We start from the raw sequence: 25,522 nt of genomic DNA on the forward strand, positions 1-25,522 counted from the left end.
TAACAGGGTGTACGCCGACCGGGCCGCAGCTGCCGATCCGGAGATCGGCCGTCCTGACCGCCGAGTAAGCTCGCACGCATGACAGACCACGCCTGGAAGGAACGCGACTGGGCCGCGTTCGACGTCACCGTTGCCGATCACGTCGCCGAGGTGACACTCACCGGCCCGGGTAAGGGCAACGCGATGGGTCCCGACTTCTGGCGCGAACTCCCAGAGCTGTTCGGGCACATCGACGCCGACCCCGCCGTCCGCGCGGTGGTCCTGACAGGTTCGGGCAAGCACTTCTCCTTCGGCCTCGACCTCGTCGCCATGGGCGGCACACTGTCGGCCGTGGTGGCCGGTGACGCCAAGGCTGCGCCCCGCACCGAGTTCCTCGACTCGCTGCGCAAGTTGCAGGCGGCCATCACCGCCGTCGCGGACTGCCGCAAGCCGACCGTCGCCGCGGTGTCGGGATGGTGCATCGGCGGTGCCGTCGACCTCATCTGCGCCGCCGACGTCCGCTACGCCAGCGCCGAGGCCAAGTTCAGCGTGCGGGAGGTGAAGGTCGGCATGGTCGCCGACGTCGGCACCCTGGCCCGCCTGCCGTTCATCATCGGCGACGGCCACGTCCGCGAACTCGCCTTGACCGGCAAGGACATCGACGCCGCGCGCGCCGAGAAGATCGGCCTCGTCAACGACGTCGCCGACGATCAGGCCGCCGTCCTCGAGATGGCACGGGAAACGGCCAGGGAGATCGCCGACAACCCGCCGCTGGTGGTCCACGGCGTCAAGGCCGTCCTCGATCACTCGCGCAGCGCCGCCGTCCACGACAGCCTGCGTTACGTCGCCGCGTGGAACTCCGCCTTCCTGCCGAGTGAGGACCTCACCGAGGCCATCACGGCGGTGTTCGAGAAGAGAAGGCCCGAGTTCAAGGGGCGCTGATCGGCGCGCCGGACGCGCTGAGGCTCACGCCGGTAGGCGTCAGAGTCGCGCGCGATACACCTGCGCCGACAACGGGTGCGCGTCGTCGAGGTCCGCGAGCAGACGAACCCCGTCGAACGGCTGACCGTACGGGGCGGCGACCTCGACGCCCGGCGCCCGGTCGGTGACCGCGCGGACGAACCGGTCCCGGAGCCGCTCGTTCGCCGTCATCACCGTGCCCGTCCAGCTGACACGTGCATGCTCACCGGGTCGGCGTCCGCTGCGTTCCAGCGCGGTGACCGCCGAGTCGGCGAGCTCGTCGGCGGCGGCGTCGATGATCGTCCGGGCGACGGTGTCGCCGCCGTCGGCGGCCGCCGCGACACGCCGAGCGAACCCGGCGACCCTCGACACCCGTTCAGGGTCGGCCTGGAGGACCATGTAGAGCTCGGGAAGCGGCCCGAAGCCGTCCTCGGCCAGTTCCTCCAGCGCGGTGCTCCCGCCGCGGCCGTCGAAGGCGCGCAACGCCGCGGAGATCCCCGCCCGGCCGATCCAGTACGCGCTACCGGCGTCGCCGAAGAGGTGCCCCCAGCCGTCGACTCTGACCACACCGGCATGTCCGACGCCGAGCGTCACGACACCGGTACCGACCGCGATGACGGCACCGAACTCCCGCCGGTTGGCCGCGAGATAGGCGCTCACCGAGTCGTGTGCCAGCACAACCGATCTGACACCGAGACCGGCGACACCAGACAGCAGGTCGGCGGGCCGGGAGGCCTGCGGCGTCAGACCGGAGACCCCAGCCGCGAGAACCCACTCCGAGCCCGTCGGCCCCACTCGGGCGACGGCGTCGGCAATCTGCTCGACGACCGGCCGGTCCGTGCGGATCGGTGCCAGGGCATGGTCGGCGGCATCGTCTCGTGTCTCGATCCGCAGTCGCGTTCCCGTCTGGCCGCCGTCGATGAGAATCCGCCCGCCCAGTTCACCAGCCACGAACCCGCACGCTACTCGACAAGTTCGCCGCCGGGACGAGGTGTCGTGTCAGACTGGGCGGATGAAAGTGCGGCGCCGACTTGCGGTGAAAATCGGTTCGATCCCCTGGATGCCACGTTTTCTTCCTCAGATAGTCAAGGGCGACAACGCCATCCAATCCGTGACGGGTCACCGGACCACCCTGCTCGACATCGCGGACCTGCCGAACATCACCATCAAGGTGCCCGGACGCAAGAGCGGGATCACGCGGACGACGCAGCTGCTGGCGGTCCCCGACGGGGAGGACTGGCTGATCGCCGGTTCCTACTTCGGGGGTCCCAAGATGCCCGCATGGGTGTTCAACCTGCGCGCCGCCGGAACCATCGAGATCGTGGTGAGCGGTGAGAGTTGCGCCGCCGAGGCCACGGAGCTCTTCGATGAGGAGCGCGAGGCGGCCTGGCACAAGTTGCGTGCGATCTGGCCGAACTTCGATCTGTACGAACAGCGCACCGAACGCAAGATCCCGGTGTTCCGGCTGCATCCGCACCCCGCTGCCGAACCGAAGGACCAACCAGGCCCCGCCTCCTGAGCGATGTCGGCGCCGGCCCGGCGGTCGGGGTTCTCAGTCCGGGTCGGTCACGAAATCCGGTGCGTCGGCGGTGAGGTCGACACGCCCGACGAGGTACTGCTCGTCTGTCGTCTCCACACGCGGACCGTCCTCGTCGTAGCTCGGCGTGTACGCCACCCGCCACCGGACCGGACCCGCCACATCGACGACGCCCAGGTCCGCCTCCGAGCCGACCGGACCGGACCCCGGCTGGGTGCGTCGCAGGAGGTAACGCAGACCGGACAGATCGCGCGGCGCCGTCCACTTCACGCTGCCGGGCACCGCCGACCGGAACAGGCGCTGGGTGCACCCCGCCCGATCCGACCCGGCGTCGGCCCGGGTGGCCCCCGCACAACGGGTGAGGTACGCCGACACCGCGTCGGTCACGGCTGTGGTGCCGGTGTCGCTGAGTTCGGCGACGACCCGCACCGTCATCGGTCCCCGAGGTCCGTACGGATGGTTCTCACCGAGCAACCGGCCGACGAAGTCGGTGTCGCGCGAACCCCAGCGCTGTGGCCCCGGGAAGAGGAATACCGTGTCGCCCGCCGAGACCTCACCGCCGAACAGTGTCGGCCGCGGCAGCGCGAGTGACTCGATGCGCACCTCGATCGCACCGTCGAGCACCGCCCAGCCGTTCGCGACCCGGGTGACCGCGATCTCGGGGTCGACCGCATGAGCGCCCATGCGGTATCGCGCACGGACAGTGGTCTCGTCACCGGTCTCCCGTGCAGGTGACACCTCGACGCCGGTGATAGGGGCATCCGCACGTTGCTGCCGGAGCACCCCGTCGGTGAGGAAACGGGGATTCGGGCGCCCGGCGACGGCCCCCAGCGCTGCGGCGGCGTCGGCGTCGGCGAGCGCGGTCAGGTAGGTGCGGACGGCCCCCTCCGGCGTGCGGGCGCGCTCGTCCTCGCGGGACAGTCCCACGAGGAGAGCGGCCAGCAACACCGCAACGAGGAACACCGCACCGCCGCCGAGGGCGATCGTCCACCCCCGGCGGTTCACCGGTGGAACCCGATCAGGAGTCCGATTCCGTGCTGTTCGATTCCGTGCTGGTCGATTCCGTGCTGTTCGATTCCGTGTTGTTCGATTCCGGGCCGAACGACTCTGTGAGACGGCTGGCGAGCAGCTTCGCGAACTCGGCGGGATCGTCGAGTTCGCCTCCCTCTGCGATCACGGCCATGCCGTAGACCAGCTTTGCGGTCGGCACCAGCTTCTCGTGGTCACCGGCGGCGAAGGCCTTGTTGAGCGCGACGACCAGCGGGTGGTCGGGGTTGAGCTCGAGGGCGCGCTTGGACTTCGGGAACTCCTGCCCCGACGCGCGGTACAGCTTCTCCAGCTGCGGCGACATCGAGAACGTGTCACCGACGAGGCACGCCGGCGACTCGGTGAGCCGCGAGGACAGCCGGGTCTCGCTGACGTCGTCGGACAGCGTCGAGGTCAACCAGGACAGCAGGTCGGCGTAGGCCTTGTTCTGCTCCTCCTTCGACGACTCGTCGGAGTCCTCGTCGTCGGCGTCGAGGTCCACCGCACCCTTGGCGATGGACTGGAAGGTCTTGCCGTCGAACTCGGCCCCCGCCGACACCCACATCTCGTCGACCGGGTCGCTCAGCACGAGCACCTCGATCCCCTTGGCGCGGAACGCCTCCATGTGCGGGGAGTTGACGATCTGCTGCCTCGACTCACCGGTCATGTAGTAGATCGTGTCCTGGCCGCTCTTCATGCGGCCGATGTAATCGGCGAGGGTGGTCAGCTCGTCGTCGGAATGCGTTGTCGCGAACGACGACGCCTTGAGGAGCGCATCGCGATTGTCCGGGTCGTTGACCAGACCCTCCTTGAAGACCCGTCCGAACGCATCCCAGAACGTGCGGTAGTCGTCGGGTCGGCTGCTGCGCATCTCGGTGACCGTCGAGATCACCTTCTTGGTGAGTCGACGACGGATCGCGCGGATCTGACGGTCCTGCTGCAAGATCTCGCGGGACACGTTCAGCGACAGATCCGCCGCGTCGACGACGCCCTTGACGAAGCGCAGGTACTCCGGCATCAGCTCGGCGCAGTCGTCCATGATGAACACGCGCTTGACGTAGAGATGGATGCCGACGCTGCTGTCGCGCATGAACAGATCGAACGGCGGCTGCGTCGGGATGAACAGCAGCGCCTGATACTCGAAGGTGCCCTCGGCCTGCAGCGTGATGGTCTCCAGCGGTGCGTCCCAGGCATGGGAGACGTGCCGGTAGAACTCCTGATACTCCTCGTCGGTCACCTCGGACCGCGACTTGGCCCACAGGGCCTTCATCGAGTTGATGGTCTCGGCCTCGACGACGGTCTTGGTCTCGGGGACCTTGTCCTCGTCGTCCGATGAGTCCGTTGCGTCGTCGGCCGCGTCTGTCTCGACCGGCACGGTCTTCTCGACGTTCATCCGGATCGGCCAGGCGATGAAATCCGAGTAGCGCTTGACCAACTGACGCAGCTTGGTGGGATCGGCGTAGTCGTAGAGGTGATCCTCGGTGTCGACGGGTTTGAGCGAGAGCGTGACCGAAGTGCCCTGCGGGGCGTCGGGGACGTCGTCGATCGTGTAGGTGCCGTCGCCGGTCGACTCCCAGCGGGTGCCGGTGCTCTCGCCTGCCTTGCGGGTGACCAACGCGACCTTGTCGGCGACCATGAACGTCGAGTAGAAGCCGATGCCGAACTGTCCGATCAGTTCTTCGGCGGCCGCGTCGGAGACGCCGTTGGCGCGGGCCTCGGCCAGCGAGCGCCGCAGTTCCGCGGTGCCCGAGCGGGCCAACGTGCCGATGAGTCCGACGACCTCGTCGCGCGTCATGCCGATTCCGTTGTCGGCGACCACGAGTGTGCGGTTGTCGGCGTCGGGATCGAGCGTGATGTGCAGGTCGGAGGTGTCGACATCGAGATCCTTGTCGAGCAACGACTCCAGCCGTAGTTTGTCGAGCGCATCGGATGCGTTCGAGATCAGCTCGCGCAGGAAGCTGTCCTTGTTGGAGTAGATCGAGTGGACCATGAGATCCAGCAGCTGCCTGGTCTCCGCCTGGAACTCGTGAACTTCGGGCTGAGCGCTCATCGCAGACCTCCATGTTCTGTTCTCGTGCACCGGCCTGCTCGGCCGACGCGACATCGTGGTGACGGACACCGACTTTACCGAGACGCGGTGTGGCTACCCTGGATCGGGGACCGACTACCCCGAACGGGACGTGAACCTCACGAGCGCCGGTACGGGGACGATCAGGAAGCCAGGTGGATGGGTACACCTCGATTGCTGTTGGTGCACGCGCACCCCGACGACGAGTCGCTGTGGACCGGCGGGCTCATCGCGCGCCACGTCGACGCCGGCGGCGAGGCCGATCTGGTGATGTGCACGTGGGCCGACGGCACCGCGCGGCATGGTGAACTGACCGACGCCGTGGAGATCCTCGGCATGCCACGCCCGCCGATCATGCTCGGCTACGCCGACGACCGGCGCCCCGAGTCGGCACCGCAAGCTCCTCGCCTGTGTGCGGCGTCGTTCGACGAGCAGGTGCGTGCGCTCACGCAACACATCCGCACCCTGCAGCCCGACATCGTCATCACCTACGACGCCCTCGGGATCTACGGCCACCCCGATCATGTCCACGCGCACCGCCTGGCCTGCGCCGCGGCCGACGCGGCCGCCTCGACCAAGCTCTATCACCGCGCGGGACCGGCGTGGCAGGTCCGCTCGCTGTATTTCGCGACGATCCCGGAGTGGGTGATGGACCTGCTGTCGACGAGCGTGTTCGCCGGGGTACCGCGGGAACTGCTTCCGGGCACCCCCGAATCCGAGATCGATGTGGTCGTCGACGTGTCCGACCTGACGGCCCGCAAGAAGGCCGCGGTCACCGCACATCGTTCCGAGATCGAACGCAGCTTCGCCATCTCCGGATTCATGTCGCTGCCCGAACAGACGCAGGAGAGGTTGCTCGGCGTCGAGTGCTATCAGCGGCGCGACCTCGTACCCGGCGGGTGTGACCTGATCTAGGCGCGAGGCCCCAACGGGGTGACCGCGGAGCGCAATCCGCTGGCGCGCTGCACCCGACGCCGCACCGCGGCGGCGAGCACGTCCGGGGTCCCGACGATCCGCACGCGCTGCCGCGCACGCGTGATCGCGGTGTAGAGCAGCTCACGTGTCAGGAGCTCCGAACCTGCGGTCGGCAGCACGACCGTCACCTGCTCGAACTGGCTGCCCTGACTGCGGTGGATGGTCATCGCGTGCACCGACACCGCGTCGGCCAGTTGGGTCGGGTGCAGCAGCCGCACGGCACCGCCGCGTCGGAACGCGACGCGCAGTGCATCCGGGCCGCCGGCTTCCCGCGCGTCGTGGTCGGCGATGACCACACCGGTGTCGCCGTTGAAGGTCGAGGTCTGCCGGTCGTTCGCGGTGACCAGAATGGGCTGTCCCGCATACCAACCCATGTGTTCGGCGGTGGTGGTGCCCAGCCAGTCGGTGATCCGGGCCGACCAGCCGCGCACACCCCACGAGCCCTCGCGGTGGGCACACAGGACGCGGTGGGTGTCGAGTGCCTCCAGAGCTGATTCGGCATCACCGTTGCGCGCCGCGACACGCAGCTTCCTCCCCCACGCCGTGATGTCGTCGTACACGCCGTCGAGGTCGTCGGGCGCCACCAGTTCGACGTCGGTGACCTCCGGTGAGGTGACGAGTTCGAGCACCGCGTCGGCGTCGCCCGAATTGACGGCGGCAGCGACCTCGGAGATCCCGCCGCCGAACCGGAACTGCCTGCGCAGGGTGATGACCCCGTCGGCCAGCCGCGACGCGTCGTCGGCGTCGAGTTCCTCCCGCGCGGAGTCCTCCGACAGTCCGACCGCACCGAAGGCCTGGGACATACCGGCCGAGACACTCCCCGGATCATCCGGTGGCCGTACGTGATCGGTCCGCTCGACGAGGTCGGCCAGCACCGCGCCGGCCTCCACCGACGCGAGCTGGTGAGGGTCACCGACGAACACCACGCGCGCGTCGGGACGTACCGCGTCGAGCAGCCGACTCATCGCGGTCATCGACAACATCGACGTCTCGTCGACGATGATGACGTCGTGCGGCAGGGTGCGGCCACGGCCGTACCGGGGGTTGGACCCCGGCCGCCAGCCGAGCAGGGAATGCAGGGTTACCGCATGGGCCGTCACCGCCGACGGCGATGCCGATGGCGTCGACCCTGCTTGGACCGATTCCGCCTCGACCGATGCCTGGAGTTGCGCGGCGGCGCGGCCGGTGGGGGCGCACAGGCCCACTCGCAGGCCCGGGCCATGCAGCACGTCGAGGACCGCCAGGATGCGGGCGACGGTGTAGGTCTTGCCCGTTCCCGGGCCACCGGCGAGGACGGTGGTCCATCGGGTGGCGGCCACCGCAGCGGCCAGCTTCTGCCGGATGCCGTCGTCCGGTGACGAGTACACCGACGCTATCGCCGAGCGCAGCGCCTCGGTGTCGACGGTCGGCGATGTCTGCGCACGCCGGTCGAGGATGTCGCGGATCGTCTGCTCCTGCCGGAAGTACTTCTGCAGGTACACCAACGGGCCGTCGACGGACTGCCGGACGACGAGAGGCCGCAACGGTCCGGCCTCGCTGCCGGCCACGAGCGGACTCTCCAGAAGCGCGTCGAGCACCACCCCGGGCGCAGGCACCGTCAGGTCGGGGGCCTCGTCCCCGGTCATCTCACCGACGCGATCCAGCGCCAGACAGGTCGAACCCAGACGAACGGCCCGAACCGCCAGCGCCGCACCGAGACGCGCGTCGTCGGACACGGGTTCGGCGCACATCCGGATGATCCGCTCGGTGATGTGCACGTCGGCGGCGGCGAGAATCCCGGCCTCGTTCCACGCGGCGAGCACCCCGGTCGCCGATTCCACGCGTTGGACATCGGGTGTGGTCATCGTGCCTCCCCGGCAAGCGCGTCGGACAGGGCGATCACCAGCGACGCCGGCACCGCCCATTCGAAGACACCGCACCCTGGCGGGGTCGCCGGCCCGGCCATCCCGCGAACGAAGTGGTATTGCACCGGTCCCAGGTGGCGGCCGGGATCGTAGTCCGGGACCCGCCATCGCAGATACCGGTGCAGTGCAACCGAATACAGCAACGCCTGCAGCGGATAGTGTGCGGCGATCATCTCTCGGGCCATCGACGCGGTGTCGAAGTCCTCGACGACCAGATCGCCGGGACGGATGCGGTTGGTCTTGTAGTCGACGATCACGTAGCGCCCGTCGGGCGTTCGCAGGACCGAATCGATGCTGCCGGTGAGGAATCCGCGGAGCCGACGACCGGGCACCGCCCGCAGGTGGGGTGCGTAGTCGCGGAGCGGATCATCCTCCCCCAGATGCTCTTCCAGAAGGTCGGCGATTCGTCCGAGGGTCGCGCCGTCGGCCATCTCGGTTCCGCTCTCGCCCGAATCGATGGGTCCGAGCGGGAGTTCGAAGTCGAGCTCGGCCAGACGGTCGCCCGGCTTGACACTCCACAGGTCACCGAAACCCAGTCCGGTGGTGAGCACACCGACCAGCGCGGCCACCAGCACCTCCCGGTCGATGTCGGCGGCCAGCGCACCGAGCGCGTGTGAACACAGTTCGCGCACATGGGATTCGATGTCGGCGGCGGAGGTGTCGACATACTCGAGAACCTCGTGCACGAGGGTGCCGAAGGCCGCACCGAAAGGCAGTCCGTTCATCAGCGACGGCATGCCGGAACGTTCGGTCGGGCCGGCCGGCTCATCGATCGGCTCCTCGGGCGCGTCCACCGGTTCATCGGCCAGGACGTCGTCCGCGGGTTCACTACCGGTCCCGACGACGGACGCCGCCGGGTCGCCGGGGCCGTGCGCGACGTCGGCGACGATCGCCGAGTACGACGTCCGACGCCACTCCTGATCGATCTTCCGGCGGAAGCGGGCCACCCCGAGCGCCGCATGGGCGTTCTCGGAATCGAATGCGGGTACCACCAGACCGGGGTCGATACGTCCCGCCGGCTCGATCGAGATCGAGCCGTCGCGTTCGGTCAGCCTCCGCAGGACACCCACGCAGGTGATGTCGTCGCCGGGGATCGCGACATCGGAGGCGACCGACCACACCGATTCGCCGGCGGGGCCGGGTGTGCGGGTCGCGCCGTCGCGACCGAAGATCAGCCGGTGCAGTGGTCCGGTGGTGGTGTTCATCGACGGCGCCCACCATGCGACGACCTGCGATTGGGCACGCGTGAGCGCGACGTAGAGCAGTCGGAGGTCCTCACCGGCGACCTCGTCGGCGTACCGCTTGCGTCGCGCCGCACGTCCGGGTGCCTGTCCCCCGCCGACGTCGAGGCGCCGCGTTCCCGACTCGTCGTGGTAGGTGATGTTGCCGCGGTCACCGATCCACGTGCCGTCCCAGCCGTAGGGGACGTAGACGATCGGGAACTGCAGTCCTTTGCTGGCGTGCACCGTCATGATCTGGACGGCCCGCGTGTCACGGTCGAGGCGTCGGCTCTGATCCTCGTACCGCTGCCGCGTGGACGTGTCGTTGATCCGCTCGGTCAGCCATTCGACCAGGGCGCTGAGCCCGTCCGAGGTCTCCACGACGTGCTTGTTGCACAGCGCCGACACCTGGATCAGATCGGTGAGCGTACGTTCGCCGTTGTCGGCGGCCAACACCCGTGCCGCCACCCCGTGCGCGTCGAGAAGCCGCTGTGCCATCGCGGCGAACCCGCCTTGCACGAACACCCTGGCCAGCGTGGACAATTCGGCACCGAGCTCGGCGAGCTCGGACTCCTCGGCGGTCGCCACCCGCTCGTCGGACCATCCGAACAACGCCGTCAGTGCGGCCAGGCGGACCCGGTCGGGACGCGAGGGTTGTTCGAGGGCGCGCAACACCCACAGCCAGTGGTGCGCCGCGCTCGTCGAGAACACGTTGACACCGGAGCCGATGACCGAGTTGATCCCGCGTGCGGCCAGTTCACGTTGCAGCGGTTCGATGGTGTTGTTCTGCCGCACGAGGATTGCGATGTCGCCGGGGTCGACCACGCGTGATGCCCCGCGGTCCTCGATGCGCGCGGCCTGACTCAGGGTGTCGGCGATGTCGTCGGCGACGTCGGCCGCGATGCGGTTGCGGACCTCTTTGACCCCGGGCAGCCCGTAGGAATTCAGCGAGGTGAAGTCACCGCGCAGGAAGGCACGCAGGCGCAGCGGGGGCCGGCCGTCGAGACGACTGCCGGCGAAGGCTGCCGCCACCGGATGCACGACGATGTCGGGATGTCCCAGCGCCGCATCGCCGTACACGTGGCCGAGGGCGTCCACGAGTGCGCCGTCGGAGCGCCAGTTGACGTCGAGTGCCTGCAGGGTGTCGGCCGAGGAGACCGCGGCGAGGTAGCTGAGGACCTCCGCACCGCGGAACCCGTAGATCGACTGTTTGGGGTCGCCGACGAGGATGAGCCGACGATGCCCGTGGAAGCAGCGTCGCAGGATCTCCCACTGCAGCGGGTCGGTGTCCTGGAATTCGTCGACGAGGGCCACCGAGAAGGTGTTGCGAATGCGCTCGCAGGCACGTTCGCCGACGACGGGGTCGGTGACGATCCGGTGCAGGATCGCCTGCAGGTCGTCGTATGTACGCACGCGTGCATCGCGTTTGCGGGTGTCGACGATCTTCCGGACGGCTGAGGCGAAGCTGACCCGACGCGCCGCGACGGCGTCCGCGGCCGGCCCCTCGCCGAGTTCGGACTCTCCCGGAGCGAGCTCCACCGATGCCTGGCGCACCGCGTCACGGGCGATGTCACGCGCCTCAGCGAAGCTGAATTCCGGTGCGTCGCTTGCCCAGAAGCCGCGAAGGTAGAGGTCGAGGGCGACCTCTTCGGTCAGGTCGTCGACCTCCTCGACGATCGAGTAGACGAGTTCACGCTCGCCGAGGAAACCGAGTGCCTCGAGCATCCGGTTGCAGAAGGTGTGCGTGGTCGCGATCGTCGAGGCGTCGAAGTCGCTCAGGGCGCGAGCGAGATTCCGCCTGCGCGCGGTCACCTCGTCGGCCGATCCGCTCGCCAGCATCCGCAGCAACGCGTCCTCGGTGTGTCCGGCGTCCCCTGTCTCAGAGGATGCGGTCACCGCGGCCGAGGACGAACCGAGCGCGTCGAGCAGTTCGCGGACGCGTTCCCGCATGCGTTCGCGGAGTTCGGCCGTCGCGGCTCGGCTGAAGGTGACGAGCAGCATCTGCGAGATGGGCACGCCCTCGGCGATGTGCCGCGCGGCGAGCCCGACGATCGCGTAGGTCTTCCCGGTGCCCGCGCTCGCCTCGAGCACGGTCGTGTGCTCGGGCAGGTCGGCGGTGATGTCGAAGGTACCGGCCCGCCTCATGTGCCCTCCCGGTGCTCGTTGACCGGCGCCCACACCGCTCTGGCCAGGCCGCAGAAGAGCGGTTCGTTCTCTGCGAGCGACAATTCGACGCCCCCGAGCACGTGCTCGCCGGTCCGCGCCGGGTGCAGGAGCTCGTCGAACTCGACGTCGGCGAGGACATCGCCGCCGAATGCGAGCTTGACGTACCGGTTGGTGCTCGCCCCGAACTTGTCCTCGAAGTTCTTGCGCGCGCTCTCCAGCGCGAACCGGCCGCGCCGGCCCGGTCCGTCGTTCTCGACGAACGTGAAAGCCGGTTCCAGCGGAAGCGGCAGCGGGCGCCGCAGGCCCTCGTCGCGCAGCCGGACGAGATCGTGCAGCAGCGGTACCGGGTCCTCCGGGCGTCGGAACGTCAGCGTGTTGGTCCCGCCGCCGCGCGCGGCGCGACCGACGAGCACCGCGGTCTCCACCGAGCCCGCAGCGACGTTGCCCTGCGTCGCCGCGGCGGCGACCGCGAGGAGCGTGACCCAGCCGGTGAGTTGCTGTTTGGCCTTCAGCCGCGAGTACGTCGCCCGCACCACGGTCGCCGGGCCGCCGGGCGGTCCGAACACGTCGCCGACCGTCCCGTGAACCCGCCGGCCGTCGGGCAGGGTGACGACGATGTCCAGGGTGACGGCAGAACCCGCACGCAGCGGTTCGACGACGCCGTGCAACCGGGTGACCGCCCGCGAGATCGAGCGCAGTTCGCGGGTACCGAATGCAAACGGCGGCAACGTTCCCCGCCGGAGTTCGGCGGCCTCGCAGTCGCCGATCGGCACCCCGGTCAGCATCCTGGCCAGGAATCGGTCACCGATCCCCCATTTGTCGAGCGGATCGAGTTCGACGTCGAGCTGATCGTCGTGGGGAGTCTCGTCGTCGGGGATGCGTGCCCCGAGCCGCTGTCGGACGAAGGCGGTGATCGGGTCGACATGGAAGTCGATCAGGGTCGCGAGATCGATGTCGTCGGTGTCGGGGGTCCGTGCCGGTGCTGGCAGGATGTGTCGCGCCGCGGCGACGACCGGGGTGGCTGGTTCGCGCATGGCCTTCGCCCCGGCGAGCAGGGACGCGTCGTGGCTGAACGGCCCGGCGATGCCTGCGACGCCTCCCGGCAGGAAGTTCCGGGCGTCGAAGCCGTGCAGCGAGTGCCGGTACACGGGAGCCGTGCCGGCGAGGTCGGTGAGGGTGTCGACGAGCTCGCTGACCACCACCGCAGGCGGAATTCGCCGCCCGGACACCGGATCCGCACCGCTGTAGAACACGAGCAGGCTGTCCTGCGCGGCGCAGATCGCGTCGAGGAAGCACTGCCGATCCTCGTCACGCGGATTGCGTTCTCCCACCAGCGGATCGACGCCGAGGACGTCGTCGCCGTCGATGCGCTGCACCCGCGGGAAGACCTCCGCGTCGATGCCGAGCAACACGATGACCCGGTGTGGCACCGAGCGCATCGGCACCATCGTGCAGACGGTGAGTTCGCCGGTCCGGAAATTCGATCGCGTCGGCCGTGCCGCGACCAGCGCGGACAACAGGTCACGGACGTCGGCGAGCCGCAGGGTGTCCTCGGTGTCGTCGGCCCGGCCGCCGCCTGCCCGGTCTTCTCCGAACGCCTCGCCCAGCATCCGGATCGCCGCGGCGCGTTGCCAGTCGTCGGCCGGCTCGGTGGCGGTCAGCGAGCCGATCGCATCGATGAGGACCTCGGCCCAGCGGTATGCCGGTGCGGGCGCGGTCAACTCGGCCAGCACGTGAGCGAGACGGTCGAGGAACTCGTCGAAACGTCCGACGAGGTCGATGCCGGTGCTCTCGACACCGGACAGCGGCAGTGCGGTACCGAGCCACTCGTCGTCGGCCTCCTCCGCGACCACCCCGAGGGCGATGCGGTCCAGCCCTGCGTCGAAAGTACCCTGCCGGAAACGTTCGAGACCGTACCGCGCCCGCTCGGCGGCACCGATTCCCCACCGAACGTTGCTGTGCGCCAACCATTCCCGGATCAGGTCCAGATCGTCGTCGGTCATCGCGAACCGGGTTCGTACGGGCGGACTGCCGAGTAGATCGACCACCTCGCCGGCGGTGACGCGCCCGGCGGCGAGTTCGACGACCCCGACGATCACGTCGACGATCGGATTGACATGACGCACACCACGATCGGCGAGGCGAACGCGCAGATCGAAGGCCGGATGCGGCAGTCCCGCCTGACCGAAGGCGCCGCGGATCAGCGGCGCGAACGTCTCGACGTCGGGACACATGATGAGCACGTCGCGCGGCTGCAGGGTGGGGTCCTCGGAGAACAGGTGCAGCAACCGATCCCGCAGCACCTCGATCTGACGTTCGGGGCCATGACAGGCATGGACCTCGACCGATCTGTCGGCCGAGACGTCCACCGGAACCGCGGCGCCCGCACCCCGTGTGGTGTCGTCCCGGATTCCCGCCTGCACCGCCCCGAGGAGCGTGCGGGTGTCGATCGGCGCGCTCGGCGGATGATGGATGTCGCGGTCGACGAGCCTTCCGAGTCGGAGTTGCAGCTCCTGCAGATCGCGGGAGAGCCCCGCCACCAGAGGGTTTCGCGGTTCCGGCTGGACGCGCAGGCTGCGCCGCGGCGGCACGACCACCCCGGTCTCGTCGTCGACGAGCCTGTCCAGTTCGTGCCACAGACGCGGACTCGGATGCGGAACGAAGAGATGGACGTCGTGATGCGTGCTGGCCGCCGCGACGATCTGGCGGAAGGACTCGGTGATGCGCGTCGGCCCGAACACCGACAACCGCTCGGGAAGCCCGGCGGCGTCGGGTTCCGCGCGCAGCCGATCGCAGATGTCCCCGAGTACCTCGGCCGGATGCGGCTGCCCGATCGCCTCCCGCACCGCGCGCCAGAAGCCGGGCTGCCAGGACAGATCGTCGCGCAGTGGGGCACCCGCCCCGTCGAGGTCGGCACCGGCGGCCCAGTCGGCGATCATCGACGGCCGGGACCGCCCGTACCGGTCGAAGAGTTCGGCCAGGTGACGCGCGGTGGCGTACCGGCGGCCGATCCGCGGCGACGACTCGTCACCCGCGCCGATGTGACGGGCGATCACGTCCAGCTCGGGGTCGCCGATCCGTTCGTCGAGGATCCGCAGCACCGGCCACGTCAGTTCGGCGCCACGCCAGGGATCGTGCGCCGACAACGGGGAGCCGGTCTGCACCCTGGTCCCGCCGAGCACCGCGCTCGCGATGGCGTCGGCGAGTCGTGCCGGGCCGGTGAAGTCGATGTTGGCGGCGACACCGTCGGCGCGGCCGTCGTCACCTGCGCCCAGGCGGCACGCCAGATGCTGTGCCAGCCACCGCTCGACCCCCGCGGCGGGGACCGACACGATCTCGGTGCTCATCGGGTCGGCCAGTGGCGTCGAGATCACGTCGGCCAGCGCATCGGCCAAGGTGTCCGTGCGCTCGGCGCGGTGCAGGATCAGCATCGGGGCAGGATCAGCATCGGGGCAGAATCAGCGCCCGGTCAGCCCGCGACGTCGGCCCGCGGGGCGTGGAACCGCACGGGCTCGCCGAGGTGGGCGGTCAGCATCTCCCGCTCGGCGTCGGGGATGGGAGTCGGCCGGCCGGCGTCCGGATCGATGACGACCATGGTCGTCTCCGCCGTTGCACACAGCGTTCCGGACTGGTCGAACAGCCGCAGCGCCATCACGAACGACGACCTGCCCACCCGGCCGATGCAGGTGCGCACATGAACGGGATCAAGCGAGTAGTACACCGGCGCCGAGAACTCGACGTCCTGCCGGACCACGAGGAACGAGAATCCGCGCGGGCGATCGGGCATCCACTGATGGAACGACCGGACCCGGCTCTCCTCGAAGATCCGTGAGATCTGCACGTTGTTGATGTGATTGTTGATGTCCATGTCACCCCAGCGCAGGTGGACAGGCACGTCGAGAGAATACCCGTGACCGTTCGCGTCGGGATCATCTGCGGAGCGGTCGTGAGCGGAGGAATCAAGGGCCACGGTGAAACCTTAGTGGCGTGACACGCCTACCACGAACTGCGGTGGTCGCCGGCGTTCAGACCGTAGACTCTCGCCCGGGGTAGGTGAAGACACAGATCAGCGGTGTGCGGACGCGCGAGTCCGCGGTGAAGGGGTCCTTGGTGAACATCGACACGGCACGGGCACGTCTGCGCCCGGTGTCGGTCGTCGACATCGACGAGCTCGTCCACCTCGACAGCGATCCCGAGGTCATGCGCTACGTGAGCGGCGGGACGGCGACACCGCGAGCTGCGATCGAGGACTGGATGCTCCCCCGCGCCGAGACCGAGCGCCGCAGGCACGGCACCGGCACATGGGTGCTGTGCGACCCCGCGACCAGCGCATTTCTCGGCTGGATCTCGTTGCGCACGCCCCGGCACAGCAGCCGCGCCGAACTCGAGTTGAGTTACCGGCTGCGTCGCACGGTGTGGGGTCGCGGACTCGCCACCGAGGCCGCGCTCGCCCTCGTCGGATTCGCATTCGATCACCTGCGCACCGAACGCGTCTTCGCCAGCACGGTGGTGAGCAATGAGTCGTCGCGGCGTGTCATGGAGAAACTCGGCATGACGCTCGCGGCGATCCACCTCTACGACGACGACACCGCGCAGCCGCAGGAGCTCCTCACCGAGGACCCCGACCGGGACCGGTGCGAGGTCGAGTACGAGATCCTCAGGGCCGACTGGCAAGCACGTTCACTCCGCTGGTCGTCGCCGGGCGGGCTCACCGCTTGACCCGTCCGTCCGTTTTGCCCTGGTCGGGTCCTCGCCGATCCGCTGTCCGCGGCCCGGTCGGTGGCGAGGCAAGACCCCTCTGGACGAGCCGGGCGGATCATCATTGACTACCGTTGTGGGCAAGTACGGTTTTGCTCCGGCTCCGGCGTCGCTTGGCTCGCCCACACAGCGATCGGCACCCCAGCCCGGTTGTCCGCAGAATCGTCGCCCAACTAGCGAGAAGGAGATGTCTGGAGATGAGCAGCCCCGCCGTCCAGGCCCCCGCTGTAGCCGCCACCACCCGCCGGAAAGTGGTGATCATCGGTTCGGGCTTCGGTGGATTGTTCGCCGCCCAGCGACTGGCGAAGTCCGACGTCGACGTCACGTTGATCGCCAAGACCACCCATCACCTCTTCCAGCCGATGCTCTACCAGGTCGCCACCGGGATCGTGGCCGAGGGTGAGATCGCCCCCGCCACCCGGATGGTGCTGCGCAAGCAGAAGAACACCGCGGTCCTGATGGGCGATGTGACCGACATCGACCTCGAGGCCAAGACCGTCACCTCGCGGCTGCTGGAACGGATCACGATCACGCCCTACGACGACCTGATCGTCGCCGCCGGCGCCGACCAGTCCTACTTCGGCAACGATCATTTCGCCGAGTTCGCGCCGGGTATGAAGACCATCGACCACGCACTCGAACTCCGCGGCCGCATCCTCGGCGCGTTCGAGCAGGCCGAGCTGTCCCATGACCCGGCCGAGCGCGCCAAGCTGCTCACCTTCGTCGTGGTCGGTGCCGGGCCCACGGGTGTGGAGCTCGCCGGGCAGATCGCGGAGATGAGCGACAAGACCCTCAAGGGCGCCTTCCGCAACATCGATCCCACCGAGGCCCGGGTCATCCTGCTCGACGCCGCGCCCGCGGTGCTGCCTCCCTTCGGGCCCAAACTCGGCGCCAAGGCGGCCACCCGGCTCGAGCGGATGGGTGTGGAGGTCCAGCTCAACGCCATGGTCGTCGACGTCGACTACGACGGCCTCGTCGTCAAGGAGAAGGACGGCACCACCCGCCGCATCGAATCGCAGTGCAAGGTGTGGTCGGCCGGAGTCCAGGGCAGCCCGCTCGGTCGGCAGCTCGCCGATCAGTCCGGCGTCGAACTCGACCGGGCCGGACGCGTGAAGGTCCTACCCGACCTGACCATTCCCGGGCATCCCGAAGTTTTCGTGGTCGGCGACATGATGGCCGTCGACGGTGTTCCGGGCGTCGCGCAGGGTGCCATCCAGGGCGGTCGGTACGCGGCGGACGCGATCAAGGCCGAGCTCAAGGGCCAGACCCCGGACCAGCGGAAACCGTTCAGCTACTACGACAAGGGCTCGATGGCGACCATCTCGCGGTACTCCGCGGTGATGCAGGTCCCCATCCCCGGCACCAAGAAGATGTTCGAGACCGAGGGCTACTTCGCGTGGCTCGGCTGGCTCGCACTGCACCTGGTCTATCTCGTCGGGTTCCGCAACCGGCTGAACACGCTCATCAACTGGTTCTTCGCGTTCACGACTCGCGGACGTTCGCAGTTGGCCGTCACCGAGCAGCAGGTCTATGCCCGCACCGCGATCGGCCAGCTGTCGGCGATGGAGAAGGCCGGTTCCGAGTCCGAACCCGCGAAGCGAGACGCCGGCACCGGCGACTCGGGGTCCACGGCTTCGACGACCACCGGGTCGGTACCCACCGAGGGCAAGGACGCCGACGGCAAGGAATCCGCGGCCGAAGCCAGCTGAGCGACACCGCGGCGTCGGCGTCGAGGAGATCGCGGGACCCCCGGTCTCCTACCGGCCGTTCGGCGTCGCGAGTAGGTCGAGGCCGTCGGCCAGCCGGCGGGTGGTCGCGACCGAGGCGCCCAGCGAACTGGTCAGCGACGCATCGCCGGCGAGTCGCAGTCGCGCGGCGAAGTCCGTCGGATGGACTTCCTCGGGTCGGCGGTCGGGGTAGCGGAACACGCTGCTCATGGCGCGATGTCCGCATGCTCCCGCAGGCGTGCGAGCGCCCAGTGCGACCCGATGTGCCAGCACCACGCGTTCGCCGACCTCGACCCGCAACCCACCGGTCCACTCCCCGGCTCTGTCCTTGACGGCCATATCGGTCATCGTCGACGAGCGGCCTATCTGGATGTGCTCGTGCAGGGCGAGTGTCGCGTCCGGATGAATCCGCGCAACGATGTCGGAGGTGTGCACCGCTCCGCCCGCCACCACCGTGGGCTGGGGGTCCAGTCGCAGTCGTCCACCGTCGCCGACTTCGACGTCCCACCGCGCAGCGGAATCGGGTCGCCCGCGTGCGGGCAGCGCGATCATCGCGGCCACACTGCCCACGGTGAGCTCAGCCCCGGGTTCGACGCGGATCCGGACTGCGATCTCGTCTCCGCCGAGCGGGGTGGCCGCGGTGCCGATCAACTGCACGACACCGGGCGCGGTCACCCGCACCGCCAGTCCACCGGTCGCGCTGTGCCGGACGCCGCGATCGAGGGTCGCGACGATCTCGACCTCGGTGCGCACGGTCAGCCGGTGACGGCCGGGGCCGCCAATTGTGCTCGTACCCAGGCCAATACGTCGGTCGCCGCCGGATCATCGGTCAGCGAGATCATCGCGGTCGGACGGCCGTCGCGGACTCTCTCGGCGTCACGGCGCATCACATCGAGATCGGCGCTGACGCGCTCCGCGAGGTCGGTCTTGTTGATCACCAGCAGATCCGAGAAGGTGACACCCGGCCCGCCCTTGCGCGGCACCTTGTCGCCTCCTGCGACGTCGATGACGAAGATCTGCACGTCGATCAGACCGGTAGAGAAGGTGGCCGTGAGGTTGTCGCCACCGGACTCCACGAGAATCAGGTCGAGCGGCGGGTTGGCGTCGACCAGGTCGTCTATCGCGTCGAGATTCGCGGTGATGTCGTCGCGGATGGCGGTGTGCGGACAACCACCGGTCTGTACGGCGGTGATGCGCTCGTCGGGCAGAACGGCGTTGCGACGCAGGAAATCCGCATCCTCGGTGGTGTAGATGTCGTTGGTCAGCACCGCGACCGACAACTCGTTGCGCAGCTGACGACACAGCGCCGCGACGAGTGCGGTCTTGCCCGACCCGACCGGACCACCCACCCCGATACGAAGTGCCTCGCCGGGCTCGCGGCGGCGCCGAGGCCGGTTGTGATCGTGGGTGTGGGGCTGTCCGTCGATGAGATGCGGGGGCATCGGGGAACTCCTGTCGGTTGCGACGTCGCGGGGTGGCGCGACAAGGTCTGTGTGGGTCCGGGTGAGGTCTGAGGTGTGAGGTCTGCGTCAGGACATGAACAGTGGCATGGGTTGCCGCTCATGGCGTTCGGCGAAGATGTCGAGGATCGGGTCGGACAGATCGGCCAATCCCACCGCGGCTTCGGCGGCGACACGTTCACATTCGGTGCCGAGTTCGGCGATCATGATCGCCACGTCGGCCGGGTCGAGGGCGAGCAGTCGCTGTCCGGCCGTCGCCGAGCCACTCATCGTCGTGTACACGAGGACGAGTGCGGTGTGGAATCCCGACAACGACGACGCCGCCCCGATCGCTCCGCTGATCACCGGCAGATGCGTCGTGGGCCGGTGTGCGGACCAGTCGAGGTCGGCCCACATCCGGCGGGCCAGCCGCAGCATCCCCCTGCCCTGTGCCAGCGACGCCTTGCGGGCGGCCGCAGAGGGGGTTCGGGCGTCCATCTCATCCTGTGCCGGACCGACATCGAGCACTCCGTCGGCGACGGCCGCGGCCACCGACGCCGCGACCAGCCCGCTGGTGGTGACCCGGCGATAGAGGTAGCCGGCGAGATCGCCGGCGCTGCGGATGAAGCCGTCGGCAATCGCCTGTTCGACTCCGCCGGAGTGCACGTGCCCACCGACCGGGAGGCGTGAGTCGGCCAGCGACAGCATCATCGCCAGCGGTGCGTGGTTTCCTGCGGTTGACTCGGCCGGTCGCATCAGAACAGGAAGTACCGCTGCGCCATCGGCAGCTCGGCCACCGGGTCGGACTCCCACACCTCGCCGTCGACCTTCACCGTGAAGGTGTCGGGGTCGACCTCGATGGTCGGGCAGGCATCGTTGTTCACCATGTCCGCCTTCCCGACACCGCGGGTGTTCTTCACCGCGACCAACCTGCGGTCGACGCCGATGCGGCCGGCGAGGTCGTCGTCGGCGCCGGGGGCCACGAAGCTCACCGAGGTCGCGGCCGCGAGTTTGGGAGCCGACCCGAACATCGGACGCGGCAGAACGGGCTGCGGGGTCGGGATAGAGGCGTTCGCGTCGCCCATGGCCGCCCAGGCGATCGCCCCGCCCTTGATCACGAGGTCCGGCCGGACACCGAAGAACACCGGATCCCAGAGCACCAGGTCGGCGAGCTTGCCCACCTCGATCGAACCGATCTCGTCGTCGAAGCCGTGCGCGACGGCCGGGCAGATCGTGTACTTGGCGACGTAGCGCCTGGCGCGGTTGTTGTCGGCGCGCCCGTCTCCGGGCAACGAGCCGCGTTTGCGTTTCATCACATGCGCGGTCTGCCAGGTCCGTAGCACGACCTCACCGATGCGGCCCATCGCCTGCGAGTCCGAGCCGATCATCGAGATGGCGCCGAGATCGTGCAGCAGGTCCTCGGCGGCGATCGTCGACGGTCGGATCCGGCTCTCGGCGAACGCCAGATCCTCCGGCACGGTCGGGTTGAGATGGTGGCACACCATCAGCATGTCGAGGTGCTCGTCGAGTGTGTTGACGGTGTGCGGCCGCGTCGGATTGGTCGATGACGGAAGCACATTCGGGTAGGCCGCGACGGTGATGATGTCCGGTGCGTGGCCGCCGCCTGCGCCCTCGGTGTGATAGGCGTGGATGCCACGCCCCGCGATCGCACCGAGCGTCGACTCGACGAATCCTGCCTCGTTGAGGGTGTCCGAATGCAGTGCGACCTGGACACCGGTCTGGTCGGCGACGCGCAGACATGCGTCGATCGCGGCCGGGGTGCTCCCCCAGTCCTCGTGCAGCTTGAAACCCGATGCGCCGGCCCGGATCTGCTCGTGCATGGACTCGGCGCTGACGGTGTTGCCCTTGCCGAGCAGGGCGATGTTCATCGGCCAGTGATCGGTGGCGGCGAGTATCGATGCGAGGTGCCACGCACCGGGGGTCACGGTGGTGGCCTTGCTGCCCTCCGCCGGCCCGGTGCCGCCACCGATGAGCGTGGTGATCCCGTTGCCGAGCGCCTCGTCCATGATCTGCGGGCAGATGAAATGGACGTGACAGTCGATGGCGCCTGCGGTGACGATCTTGCCGTTGCCCGCGATGATCTCCGTCGACGGCCCGATCACCAGATCGGGGTGGACGCCGTCCATGGTGTCGGGATTGCCCGCCTTGCCCAACGCGACGATGCGGCCGTTTCGAATACCGAGGTCCGCCTTGATGATTCCCCAATGATCCAGGACCACCACGCCGGTGATGACGGTGTCGGGGGTACCGTCGGCGCGGGTGGCCCGACTCTGCCCCATCGACTCGCGGATCACCTTGCCGCCGCCGAAGACCGCCTCCTCACCGGCACGGCCCGGCCCACCGGCGAGGTCGTCGGTGACCTCGATGAGCAGATCGGTGTCGGCGAGCCGGATCAGGTCACCGGTTGTCGGACCGAACAACTGCGCATAACGATCGCGCCCCAGGATGGCCATGACTCACTCGCTCTCTGCGGTGTCGCGCGCCTGTACCGGACCACATCGGCCGGGCGGATCCAGCGAGATGCCGTACACCTCACGGGTGCCGCCGAGCGGGACCAGCGTCACCGCCATCTCGATGCCCGGCTCGAAACGAACCGCGGTGCCGGCCGGGATGTCGAGGCGACGACCGTGCGCGGCGGCACGATCGAACTCGAGCGCGGGGTTCGACTGCGGGAAGTGGACATGACTGCCGACCTGCACGGGCCGGTCACCGGAATTGACCACGGCCAGCTCGACGGTGTCGGCGCCGGCGTTCAACTCGATGGTCCCCTCGGCGGGGATCACCTCACCGGGGACGAGCGACGATCGCGGGCCGGTGGACGGCATACCCGACATCTCGGTCCTCTCTGATGACATGCGGTGCGTCGGCACGGCGGGGATGGGTCGGGGGACGAGGAGGACGGTGGTGCAGTTCGCCGGAGTCGATCGGGCTCACGCGATCGGATCGTGCACGGTCACCAGTTTGGTGCCGTCGGGGAACGTCGCCTCGACCTGCACGTCGGGCAGCATCTCCGGGACGCCGTCCATGACGTCGTCGCGGCCGAGCACCTCACGCCCCGAGGTCATCAACTCCGCGACGGACCTCCCGTCCCGCGCCCCCTCGAGGACGTGGTCGGTGATCAGCGCGATCGACTCCGGATGGTTGAGCTTGAGTCCGCGCGCCTGCCGCCGCCGGGCGAGTTCGGCCGCGTAGGAGATCAACAGCCGTTCTTGTTCATGGGGCGACAATCGCACCGGTATCGCTCCTCGAGGATGTGGTCGGCCGGACGGTCGGTCGGATGGACGCCGCCGTTGAGTCGGTGTCATCCTGCCACGACATCTCAGCCGCGGCTCGGCAACCTCCCCGGCCCTACCATCCGCTCCCGCGCGGCGTGGCCGGTCGGTGAGACCGCCACCGCACGAAGAGAGTTCGACGAGCCGGCCGGCGGTGTTCGGAGCGTGCGAGTCCTGCCCCAAAGACCGTGGGCGTCAGCGACTTTCCGGCTCCGCGCTCACGTGGCGTCGATGTTCTGCAGCCGCACCTGGGTTTTGGCGAGCAACTTGCCGTCCTGTTCGACCATGTCGACGGCCCACAGCTGCTGGCGACGTCCGCGGTGGATCGGCGTCGAGGTGGCGGTGACGGTGCCCGAGCCGACCGAACGCAGGAAGTCGGTGTTGTTGTTGACGCCGACGGCGGTCCCACCGATGCCGGTGTCCTGCAACCACAGGAACGCACTCATGCTCGCGACACTCTCACCGATCGCGCAGTAGACGCCACCGTGGACGATGCCGAAGGGCTGGTGATGCCTCTCGGTGATGGTCATCGTGGCCACGATCCGATCGGGCCCGGCTTCGACGACCTCGAGACCGAGGACCCCGTCGAGCCCCTTGCCGACTGAGCCCGCGAAGATCTCGTCCGTGTTGTTCGCTGTCATGCGCTCAACAGTGACATATGGGGTCGACAGCGGCAGACGGGGTCGACAGCGGTATGGGGGATGACGGCAGGGTGTCGCCGCAATCGGCGGCGCCGGCCGGGAGCGGGAACTTTGAGGCCCGGTTCCGCCGTTGTGTGTCTCGAGGGGTCGAGAGACCGGAAGACCCCGCACCTCAGGTGAGATGCGGGGCCCTCCGCGGCGTGGACCGGGGGTCTCTGCAGCCCTCAGGACTCTCGCTCGGTCCGACGTGAGACTTAATGTAGGCTAGCCTTACCAACATGTCAAGCGCAGCGAGGAAAGACCACGTGGGAGCCGGGTTCGGTTGCTCCGAGGCCGCAATTCACAACTGGCCGGACCCAACCGGGGAGCCGACCGACAATCTGGGAGGCACAGCAGTAAAATGCGAAAGATGAATGGGCTGGGTGACCTCGAGCGAGCTGTGATGGACACACTGTGGGCGAGTTCCTCCCCGCAGACGGTCCGGCAGGTCCACGCCGAGCTGTCTCGCGATCGGTCGCTCGCCTACACGACGGTCATGACGGTGCTGCAACGGCTCGCCAAGAAGAATCTCGTCACCCAGATCCGTGACGACCGCGCACACAAGTACGTGCCCACGCATCCGCGCGAGGACCTCGTCGCCAGCCTGATGGTGGACGCCCTCAGCGAGGCCGATGCTCCGGGATCGCGGCACGCGGCACTCGTGTCGTTCGTCGGACGTGTCGGGGCCGACGAGGCCGCCGCCCTCCGTTCAGCCCTCGATGAACTCGAAGCCGCGCGAGGAACGGCCGAGACCGGTTAGATTCGCGGCGTACACCCACCAGCCCGGCTTTGAGGAAATCACCAGATGACCGCCTTGCTCTTCGGCATCGTCAGCCTGGTGCTCGCCGGCCCCGCACCCGAGGCACTGTCACGGGCACGATGGCCCATCCGAGCGCCACGCGCGGCGATGACGCTGTGGCAGGCCATCGCGCTGGCCGCCGTGTTGTCGGCGTTCAGCTGCGGCCTCGCGATCGCGGCGAACATCCTCACCATCGGCGCCGACGGCAAACCCACCACCCATCCGCTGCGTGAGATCGAACGCCTCGGACTCCCGCTGTGGCTCGTCTGCGTCGGCGTGTTCATCCTCACCCTGTTGGTCGGCGCCCGGCTGTTCTTCACCGTCATCCGCGTCGGCCTGCGCACCCGGGCTCGCCGCAAGGCCCACCGCCAGCTCATCGACATCCTCGATCGGTGCGACCGCACCGCCGACGCCGACGACCCGCTCTACGCACGAGACGTCCGCATGATCGACGTCGAACAACCACTCGCCTACTGCCTGCCCGGCCTGCGTCAGCGGGTCGTCGTGAGCGAGGGCGTGGTGCAGCGCCTCACCCGCGACGAACTCGTCGCGGTGATCGCACACGAACGCGCCCACCTGCGCGCCCGGCACGATCTCGTCCTCGAGGCCTTCATCGCACTGCACGAGGCCTTCCCGCGGTTCGTCCGCTCCAGCTCGGCGCTCGGCGCCACCGAGTTGCTGGTCGAGGCGCTCGCCGACGACCAGGCCGTTCGCGCCACCGCCCCCACGACCCTGGGTCGTGCGCTCGTGGCGTGCGCGGACGCTGTCGCGCCGCGCGGCGCGATGGCCGTCGGCGGCCCCACCACGCTGACCCGTGTGCACCGGCTGCGCGACGACCGCCCCACCCGCGGCATCGCCGTCGGCGCCTATTGCGCGGCCGCCGCCATCCTCGTGCTGCCGACTCTCGCGGTCGCCGTCCCGTGGCTGACCGAACTCAACCGCCTGATGTCGGCGTTCTAGGGCGACGCAGCCCACTCCCCGGGCCGCACAC

21 protein-coding genes are annotated in these 25,522 nt (G+C 68.9%); 7 read left to right on the forward strand and 14 right to left on the reverse strand.

All coding sequences use genetic code 11. The annotated features are described in order from the left end of the window. Positions 1 to 78: 78 nt before the first annotated feature. Entirely contained in the window at positions 79 to 921 is an 843-nt protein-coding gene (locus tag H1R19_RS13145; RefSeq protein WP_219849265.1) for a crotonase/enoyl-CoA hydratase family protein, read from the forward strand. 39 nt (positions 922 to 960) lie between these two features. Here the strand turns inward: H1R19_RS13145 and H1R19_RS13150 are convergent, their stop codons facing one another. Continuing rightward, positions 961 to 1,890: an N-acetylglucosamine kinase gene (locus H1R19_RS13150; protein WP_219849266.1), complete on the reverse strand. Its 930-nt coding sequence runs from the start codon at positions 1,888 to 1,890 to the stop codon at positions 961 to 963. 61 nt (positions 1,891 to 1,951) lie between these two features. Between H1R19_RS13150 and H1R19_RS13155 the strand changes: the two genes are divergently transcribed. Then, positions 1,952 to 2,458: a nitroreductase family deazaflavin-dependent oxidoreductase gene (locus tag H1R19_RS13155; protein ID WP_188330398.1), complete on the forward strand. Its 507-nt coding sequence runs from the start codon at positions 1,952 to 1,954 to the stop codon at positions 2,456 to 2,458. 33 nt (positions 2,459 to 2,491) lie between these two features. Here H1R19_RS13155 and H1R19_RS13160 read toward each other — a convergent pair whose 3' ends face one another. Both H1R19_RS13160 and htpG read right to left on the reverse strand, forming a co-directional pair. Further along, positions 2,492 to 3,481 (reverse strand): hypothetical protein, encoded by a 990-nt coding sequence (locus H1R19_RS13160; RefSeq protein ID WP_219849267.1) that lies wholly within the window; start codon positions 3,479 to 3,481, stop codon positions 2,492 to 2,494. A 13-nt stretch (positions 3,482 to 3,494) separates the two neighbouring features. After that, the gene (gene htpG / locus H1R19_RS13165) at positions 3,495 to 5,552 is read right to left on the reverse strand and encodes a molecular chaperone HtpG (protein WP_219849268.1); all 2,058 of its coding nucleotides are present in this window, start codon (positions 5,550 to 5,552) and stop codon (positions 3,495 to 3,497) included. Positions 5,553 to 5,729: 177 nt separating this feature from the next. On the opposite strand from htpG, the gene H1R19_RS13170 reads away from it, so the two are divergent. Further along, complete coding sequence (locus H1R19_RS13170) at positions 5,730 to 6,485, forward strand: PIG-L family deacetylase (RefSeq protein WP_188330401.1); 756 nt, start codon at positions 5,730 to 5,732, stop codon at positions 6,483 to 6,485. Here the strand turns inward: H1R19_RS13170 and recD are convergent. Genes recD through H1R19_RS13190 form a run of 4 tightly spaced genes read right to left on the reverse strand, consistent with a single transcriptional unit; the run spans position 6,482 to position 15,703 of the window. Further along, a complete protein-coding gene (gene recD, locus H1R19_RS13175) occupies positions 6,482 to 8,389 on the reverse strand; it encodes an exodeoxyribonuclease V subunit alpha (RefSeq protein ID WP_219849269.1) in 1,908 nt (635 codons plus the stop codon). The two genes, H1R19_RS13170 and recD, sit on opposite strands and share 4 nt — an antisense overlap. Then, positions 8,386 to 11,814, reverse strand: coding sequence for a UvrD-helicase domain-containing protein (locus H1R19_RS13180; protein WP_219849270.1), 3,429 nt, complete (start codon positions 11,812 to 11,814; stop codon positions 8,386 to 8,388). The genes recD and H1R19_RS13180 overlap by 4 nt, the downstream gene beginning before the upstream one ends. Next, entirely contained in the window at positions 11,811 to 15,266 is a 3,456-nt protein-coding gene (gene recC / locus H1R19_RS13185) for an exodeoxyribonuclease V subunit gamma (RefSeq protein WP_219849271.1), read from the reverse strand. Before recC ends, H1R19_RS13180 begins: the two co-directional genes overlap by 4 nt. Before the next feature lie 38 nt (positions 15,267 to 15,304). Continuing rightward, on the reverse strand, positions 15,305 to 15,703 hold the full coding sequence (locus H1R19_RS13190; protein WP_188330506.1) for an acyl-CoA thioesterase: 399 nt from the start codon (positions 15,701 to 15,703) through the stop codon (positions 15,305 to 15,307). 242 nt (positions 15,704 to 15,945) lie between these two features. Here H1R19_RS13190 and H1R19_RS13195 point away from each other — a divergent pair, with 242 nt between their 5' ends. After that, the gene (locus H1R19_RS13195; protein WP_188330507.1) at positions 15,946 to 16,554 is read left to right on the forward strand and encodes a GNAT family N-acetyltransferase; all 609 of its coding nucleotides are present in this window, start codon (positions 15,946 to 15,948) and stop codon (positions 16,552 to 16,554) included. Between the two features lie 236 nt (positions 16,555 to 16,790). Then, entirely contained in the window at positions 16,791 to 18,302 is a 1,512-nt protein-coding gene (locus H1R19_RS13200; RefSeq protein ID WP_188330405.1) for an NAD(P)/FAD-dependent oxidoreductase, read from the forward strand. Between the two features lie 48 nt (positions 18,303 to 18,350). Here H1R19_RS13200 and H1R19_RS13205 read toward each other — a convergent pair whose 3' ends face one another. The 7 genes from H1R19_RS13205 to H1R19_RS13235 form a co-directional block, all read right to left on the reverse strand. After that, positions 18,351 to 19,073 (reverse strand): urease accessory protein UreD, encoded by a 723-nt coding sequence (locus tag H1R19_RS13205; RefSeq protein WP_219849272.1) that lies wholly within the window; start codon positions 19,071 to 19,073, stop codon positions 18,351 to 18,353. Between the two features lie 2 nt (positions 19,074 to 19,075). Beyond that, the gene (gene ureG, locus H1R19_RS13210; protein WP_219849273.1) at positions 19,076 to 19,762 is read right to left on the reverse strand and encodes an urease accessory protein UreG; all 687 of its coding nucleotides are present in this window, start codon (positions 19,760 to 19,762) and stop codon (positions 19,076 to 19,078) included. Positions 19,763 to 19,849: 87 nt separating this feature from the next. Further along, on the reverse strand, positions 19,850 to 20,515 hold the full coding sequence (locus tag H1R19_RS13215; protein WP_219849274.1) for an urease accessory protein UreF: 666 nt from the start codon (positions 20,513 to 20,515) through the stop codon (positions 19,850 to 19,852). Further along, a complete protein-coding gene (locus H1R19_RS13220; RefSeq protein WP_219849275.1) occupies positions 20,515 to 22,233 on the reverse strand; it encodes an urease subunit alpha in 1,719 nt (572 codons plus the stop codon). The genes H1R19_RS13215 and H1R19_RS13220 overlap by 1 nt, the downstream gene beginning before the upstream one ends. Positions 22,234 to 22,236: 3 nt before the next feature. Next, a complete protein-coding gene (locus H1R19_RS13225; protein WP_188330508.1) occupies positions 22,237 to 22,614 on the reverse strand; it encodes an urease subunit beta in 378 nt (125 codons plus the stop codon). A gap of 96 nt (positions 22,615 to 22,710) precedes the next feature. Then, a complete protein-coding gene (locus tag H1R19_RS13230; protein ID WP_188330410.1) occupies positions 22,711 to 23,013 on the reverse strand; it encodes an urease subunit gamma in 303 nt (100 codons plus the stop codon). 257 nt (positions 23,014 to 23,270) lie between these two features. Beyond that, entirely contained in the window at positions 23,271 to 23,693 is a 423-nt protein-coding gene (locus H1R19_RS13235) for a PaaI family thioesterase (RefSeq protein ID WP_219849276.1), read from the reverse strand. A 400-nt stretch (positions 23,694 to 24,093) separates the two neighbouring features. On the opposite strand from H1R19_RS13235, the gene H1R19_RS13240 reads away from it, so the two are divergent. Together H1R19_RS13240 and H1R19_RS13245 are read left to right on the forward strand one after the other, a co-directional pair. Then, positions 24,094 to 24,492, forward strand: coding sequence for a BlaI/MecI/CopY family transcriptional regulator (locus H1R19_RS13240; protein WP_188330412.1), 399 nt, complete (start codon positions 24,094 to 24,096; stop codon positions 24,490 to 24,492). A gap of 45 nt (positions 24,493 to 24,537) precedes the next feature. Further along, complete coding sequence (locus H1R19_RS13245) at positions 24,538 to 25,491, forward strand: M56 family metallopeptidase (protein WP_188330413.1); 954 nt, start codon at positions 24,538 to 24,540, stop codon at positions 25,489 to 25,491. Positions 25,492 to 25,522: the final 31 nt, after the last annotated feature.

Source organism: Gordonia jinghuaiqii, from assembly GCF_014041935.1.
In the GTDB taxonomy this organism is placed as follows: domain Bacteria; phylum Actinomycetota; class Actinomycetes; order Mycobacteriales; family Mycobacteriaceae; genus Gordonia; species Gordonia jinghuaiqii.